The organism is Vibrio sp. D173a (assembly GCF_030248475.1).
Map to the genome: position 1 here is coordinate 1 of NZ_JAHGAH010000097.1, position 6,183 is coordinate 6,183.

The 6,183-nt window shown below is 46.5% G+C and carries 5 protein-coding genes; all 5 read right to left on the minus strand.

All coding sequences use genetic code 11. From position 1 onward, the window contains the following. Positions 1 to 111: 111 nt before the first annotated feature. On the minus strand, positions 112 to 1,197 hold the full coding sequence (locus KIV40_RS11085) for a hypothetical protein (protein ID WP_285349204.1): 1,086 nt from the start codon (positions 1,195 to 1,197) through the stop codon (positions 112 to 114). Further along, positions 1,163 to 1,891: a hypothetical protein gene (locus KIV40_RS11090; protein WP_285349206.1), complete on the minus strand. Its 729-nt coding sequence runs from the start codon at positions 1,889 to 1,891 to the stop codon at positions 1,163 to 1,165. The genes KIV40_RS11085 and KIV40_RS11090 overlap by 35 nt, the downstream gene beginning before the upstream one ends. An 18-nt stretch (positions 1,892 to 1,909) precedes the next feature. Beyond that, positions 1,910 to 4,744 carry a CS1-pili formation C-terminal domain-containing protein gene (locus KIV40_RS11095; protein ID WP_285349208.1) on the minus strand — a complete coding sequence of 945 codons (2,835 nt, stop codon included), beginning with the start codon at positions 4,742 to 4,744 and terminating at the stop codon, positions 1,910 to 1,912. Further along, positions 4,734 to 5,234, minus strand: a complete 501-nt coding sequence (locus tag KIV40_RS11100) for a hypothetical protein (RefSeq protein ID WP_285349210.1) — start codon at positions 5,232 to 5,234, stop codon at positions 4,734 to 4,736. The genes KIV40_RS11095 and KIV40_RS11100 overlap by 11 nt, the downstream gene beginning before the upstream one ends. Before the next feature lie 85 nt (positions 5,235 to 5,319). After that, positions 5,320 to 5,769: a hypothetical protein gene (locus KIV40_RS11105; RefSeq protein ID WP_285349212.1), complete on the minus strand. Its 450-nt coding sequence runs from the start codon at positions 5,767 to 5,769 to the stop codon at positions 5,320 to 5,322. Positions 5,770 to 6,183 lie beyond the last annotated feature (414 nt).

A 6,183-nucleotide genomic window follows, 5' to 3' on the forward strand; every position in this document is an offset into this window, starting at 1 on the left:
CTCTTATCGTAACATCGACACGACAGCCAATGAGCGACCATAATTTGGACTCAACGCGCCATGTTGCTTGTGCCATCGACATTAACACCAAAACCAATAAACCTCGCATTCTCATAGGTTTTCCTCAAACATCACCACCACTTTGTCAGAATAGAGCCCCGTCTCAACGTCATCGACCTGAGCTTCAAAGCTCGCAACCAACTGAAAGACCAAGCCCCTTTCAGACCCACCAGATACGATGGTTCCATCACTAGACACGTTAAGCACACCGTCAGTGATGATGTCAGGTGTATCGCATTTTTTGCAGCGCAGACTGTATGGAATGACACTGTTGTTGAGTAACGTATCGCTGTGCTTTAACTCAAAAGCGCCATCACCATCGTCCTCAAAAGTCAGTTTCAGTCCTGAGGTGAGCCCCGATCCTTGAGCTATCACCTCAAACCGTGCTTTGCCCGATACAGAATGATTAATTGTGTCGTAATGAGGCTTCATCTCGCCACTGCCAATGATTTTGACGTTGCTTAACAATGCGGGAATGTAATGTATCTGCAGCGTCACGGGCACTGATCCAAATTGACGATAAGTCCAAGCCCCACCTTGGCTACGATACATATAAAAAGGCGCCACCATAACGTGACCACTATAGGTGCCTTGGGGCACCTTCGCGTCCGTAAAGGCTTTGGTTAAGGCTTCATCATTCAATGTGATGAGCGGGCGAGCGAATTGAAAGGGAGTAAAAGGCACCGTCGATTGATAGGTGCGCCCCGCTTGGCAATCACTCCCAATAGCATAAGCCACTGCAGGCCCTAATTGAGACTCTGAACAGGTGTCGATTCTGCTACCTCGGGTACTGTTATTCTGTGGAGAAAACTTATCGGCCGCCGCACCTAACCCGTACTGCATGCCGCTGACCTCAAGTTGCACGGGAACTTCATTGCCCAAAGCATCTTTGAGCAACACCTCACCGGTTCCTGAACCCACACTGGTCGACATGAACGTCCCTGGTGACCACTCCATTGTTGGCGCTAACCGTCCCATGACTTGCCAGTTCGTACTGGTCAAATAATCAGAGACCCGCATTCCGTTTTGCCAAAATAGCTCTTCCCCCGTCAATTTCGCACTCAATGTCAAGGCCTGCGCAGACCAACCGATAAGGCAAAGGCTACAAATTAAAAGTTTTTTCAATAGATTGATCATGATTGGCAACTCTGACACTCACTGGGGCATCATCAAAAGTTTCTGGTAACGTGATAACTTTATGACGCTGCGCCAAAATATGATGGACAACACGACACTGTGCTTTCTCTTTCGCACTCTGTTGCTCGTGACACTGACTGAGCTCCACCTTAATAAAGGTGTTCCCCGTATTGGTGATTTCAATTTGTCTTTTCGACGCTTGATAGTCCCACTGATAATCCACATTTTGCTTTAAGGCAGGGATAACGTAGTACGGAGCCATGCCAAACAAAAAACTCACTTGCTGCCCCTGCTTCCCATCAACCTCAGCAGAAGGAACAAAACGCACCTGATACACCAAATCTTCGCTGCGATCACAATTGGTTTCACATAGATATTTCACCGTGAAGTCACGCACTTCGCCCACTTGTAACACAGCCTTTGTTGGATTCACCGCTAAATCCCAAAGGGGGAAATTATCACGCGTCAGAGGCACTTTTTTTATCTCTCCGTCATGCAATTCAATCCTTAACACTTCGGCCTTCAGATATAAGGCTTCACGCCCCAGATTCGATACTGTAAATATCTCATTGCCATTTTTGTTGCTCGACTTGTACAGCGTATCAACGTGAAACGTCGGCGATGCAGCCACTTGAGCAGCCATCACCATCAACATCACCCCTATAACACTCACCGATTTCATTGTCTTTAACATTGGATTCCCTCAATCAAATTAACGATATACATACGACGCGTTGCTTTGCTCTTCCAAAGCATAAGCGGAGAGTGACCGAACTAAGTCCACGCCACGACGCGCTAAATATTGAGGGCTGCGAACAAACAAGAAAGTACGTTTACCAATATTCTTCTTCACAAGCTCAGCCTCAGGGTTTTGCTCCGTTAACTCTTGGTGATAAAACTCCAATTGCTGTAACGTCGCAAACTCACCTACGTAGTAGTAATACTGCCCATCTTTACCCAAAGCTAATTGCAAGCCATCCACGTTATCAAACTGTGGCATACAGAAATTCTGACCTAAATTTTGTCGCTCTGCCGTGTCCGGAGATGGAATAAAACAGCGTTGGTTTAACGCGGTTTTGAGCTGAAAAGGCAACCCTTTACTCACCCGGAACTTGAACACGCCCTCGGTCAACTCCTCAACGCTTACACACCCCTCACCAATACACTCAACGCGGTCTATCGGCTCACCTTCTACACTCGTGAACACAGAGATGTAGGAGCGTACTTCTCGGTTATCAACCCCAAGAAGTAATGACGTTCCAGGGTAACTGCTGCCTTGGGCAAAAGAGTCTCCTCGATTGTGATAATCACTTGAGGAATCGTCTAACATCACTTGATATTCCTTATAACTCTCAAGTGGATAAGCCAGAGTCTTTTCATCAATAGGCAAACGCCCCCCATAGCCACCGTTCTTTCTCAAGTTCGCCACGGTCAAAAACTTATCGCTATCCTCTTGTGGAGATTTCGCTTGCTCTCCTGAGTTTTTAACCAATAGATAACTGTCCGCTCGCTCTCTTGTCTGGAACCAATCGCCTCCGCTCAAGATGGTGCTGGTTTGCATGTCACCATATCCATTGTATTCACCATTCGTATCAACATACATCATGCCACTACCTCGCCAGTGGTCATCTTGATATCCCCCATTGACCGTTACGTCTCCAACGGCCGTATCTGCGATATCAACACTATCCGAGGCATGACCAAAGCCACTCACTTCCATGCCTAGGTCCGCTCCTTGTGGCATATCAAAGCGATGCCCATACGACGCTCGATGATATTGAGACTGCACTGTGCCGCTGTCTTGGTGCGTGAAGTTGTAATTCATATAGTCATCCCCCGAGCTAGACAAAGGCAATGAAATGCTCAAGCTAACACTCCATTCATCAAGTCCATTAGCATCGCTTTCAAACTGTGTGTTCATCACATTTCCGTCTAAAGTGCTACGCCAAGGCCCCTGCCATGAATACCCCACGGTCAAAGAACGATTGGATTGGTATTCTTTATCGAGCCTGTTATCCGGCTGATAAGCCGTAAACTCCAACTCTCGTTCAAAGTTGGAATAATAGGCGTAAGCGTTTCCCTTCCACACCCGTTGATTCCAGGCCAAGGACCATTCGGTGGAATCGCCAACTCCATACAGGTAGTGATCCAGAGACACCGACTCGTCGTCGAAAGTAGCGTCATCTTGAAAGCGATTCCAATTCAAAGAAATACTCCCCAACCTCCCCGATGCTTGCACGTTCTCACTGCCACTGCCAAAGCGCCCTAAGACGGCATTCAATGAAAACCAGGAGGTAGGTTCATATGTCGTCGCCACCTTGGCATAATGCATTTCTCGGGTATTCATTAAACTCCCTCCAACTTTCCAAGACGGCATCACTTGCGCCATCACTTGACCTTGAAGGTACCCCGGATTTTCCCACTCTTCTTCGTAAGGCAGCTGTTCTTCAACCCACTCAGGAAAAACCGATTTAGAACGGAAAAAACCCGCCGTAAATAGCATGTCGGTCTCTCCTGGCTCCAACGTGGCATTTACTGTGTTATAAATCTTACGAACTTCGCGATAAATCTCTTGCCCACCCGCCTCGACGGTAAGGGTTAAATCGTGGATCCCTCGCGGTAATTCACTGTAAGATACATACTGCTGACCGGCATTGACATTGCGCGCCAAAACCGGACTGCCATCGTCTCGCTTTATCTTTAGACGCCCTGATGAAGGAACCGAAAAGTAGAGACGTGGCGCGGTTTCTTTGCTTTGATACTCCAGCTCGGAGGTAGTCCCCAACGTCACACGTACGCTGCTGACTTTTTCATTCGCATAGAGAGCCGATGTCGCGTTCCAGTTGTCAAACACTTGGTCTGAAACATACCCCATATGCAAACGCCAATGACCACTTAGGTAATTCCAACTCAGCTCATCCACGTATAAGTAACGGTCGTATTCGGTGTTATCGCGATTGGTGGTTAGGTTCACATCACCACGTAAATAACCATGGGTTAACCCTGCCACCATTTCACCACCGTAATAACCGTAGGGCTGCCTATCGAGCCCCGCTCCGACATGCACATCGTGATGCAACACAAGTGCATGCTCTGAAATCTGCTCGTCAATAAACCGTCTCGACTGCGCCTTTTTCACCATCAACGACGATGGCACCAAGACACGCACTTTGTTTTTACCGGACACCACCACTATTTGAGGTGACTTGACCTCGTTATCATCAATGACGCAGGTATCTCGGCGCCCAAAACAAAACGACGAACTTGGCACCTCATTCATCAAAGACTTCGCCAGCGAAGCCGCCACGTCGGGGGCGACATATTGCTCCAATAAAAAGGCGTGCAATTGTGCGTGCGTCTTGGCTGCAAAGCGCACAGACTGACCACTGATACTACCAGGGAAAGACCGCATGCCATCATCATCATTGATGACCAAGGTAATGTCGGCCGGTACTAATGTCGTCAAATCTTCAAAACCAGCAGGAGCAGCACTTAAACCGCTGCTCGTAAACATACCAAAAATCAAAAACCACTTGTTATAACGCAAGTTCAGCCTCCAGCGTGATCGTCCCACTACATTCCACTGACTCATCGGTGATAACATCACTGTTCAGCGTCAAAACGTGCTTACCTCCCAAGACACCATCACCTTGTGAAGCCAACAACTGCTCCTCTAAAGGGTTTTGCTCATCAAAAACATTGCCGTCTATGGTCAAATTCATGACATTGTCTTGGGTCTGTTCCAAACTATAAGACCGCTTGCAATTAGATGTGTTATTCTGCAGAGAAAGATTGTATTTAAACCCACGCCCTGTTTCGTCATTAGGAATGTTCGATGACACCACCACATCAACATCATGACTTCCGAAACGCTGCTGCTGCTCATCAAACTCTAGCAGCACTTGATTTGGCACATCCAAAGAGATAACGTACGAATAAAACTCCGTTTTATTGATGTATGTCGAAAGAGGTAAATACTTTGTAATAGGCGCAGCAACGCTACCAAAACTCAAGATACCTAGCCACCAGTAACGCATACTTTACACCCATAAAAAGACCAAAAAATAATAAGGCAGCTCCCTGCCTTATTTACTTATTCCGAGCCGGACTGCTCTATATGCCTTAAAGAGAGCCGCCCGTTCCTTCAGCAAAGATCGTCGCCGTGGTCACGACAGTCTGATTCGGAAGGACTGAACCCTTAGTCGGACCGTCAGACGATGCGCTAAATTTCATTTGTTGCAAGCCACCTGTAATCGTCACTGGGGTACCTCTAACAAGCTCTTTACCGTTCATCGCGATTTTAACGTCATTGACCTCGTCCGTAGTATCATACGCCGGGTTGGTTACATAGAGACTGCCCAAAGTCCAATTCACACTACCAGAATAGAAATCAGTACCAGGCACAAGATTACCGGTGCCGGTGCCGTCGTCAACCATCGTATGCGCTTCGAGAGTGACAGGAACTCGCGTAGTAAAGGCGCCGTCTTCTGTTATAGTCAGCTCACCCTGTCTAACAGTACCGCCGTTTTCACCTGTCAGACCAATCTGATCACCGTTAATCCCTCCAGGCACCACACCGATCCATTCAATATTAGAACTTGATGGTGTTGCATATACATTTTGTCCGATAAGGCCTGCACTAAGTAGGGCCATCATCATTGCTTGTTTTTTCATTAAGAATACCTATATTAATTTATCGCTATTCCGTAGATTTAAGCTTTCATCCTTTATTAAAAGCCAATTTACCTAAAATATGCGGTCGTGACTCTAATCGGTTAAATTGCCAGTAGAATTTCCTTTCAATAAAATTGATTCACGTCACAGAACCGCAAGAGAAAATTAACATATAACTCAAAATTCAAATAGGCAGGAAATGAAAATACAATTCAGGAATGCCTACAAGCAACCATCTTGAAAAATGCCGAAAGTTTGCATTTTTTATATTTATTAAATTTTTAGGTAGTGCTTTGGAATTTGGAATTTGGA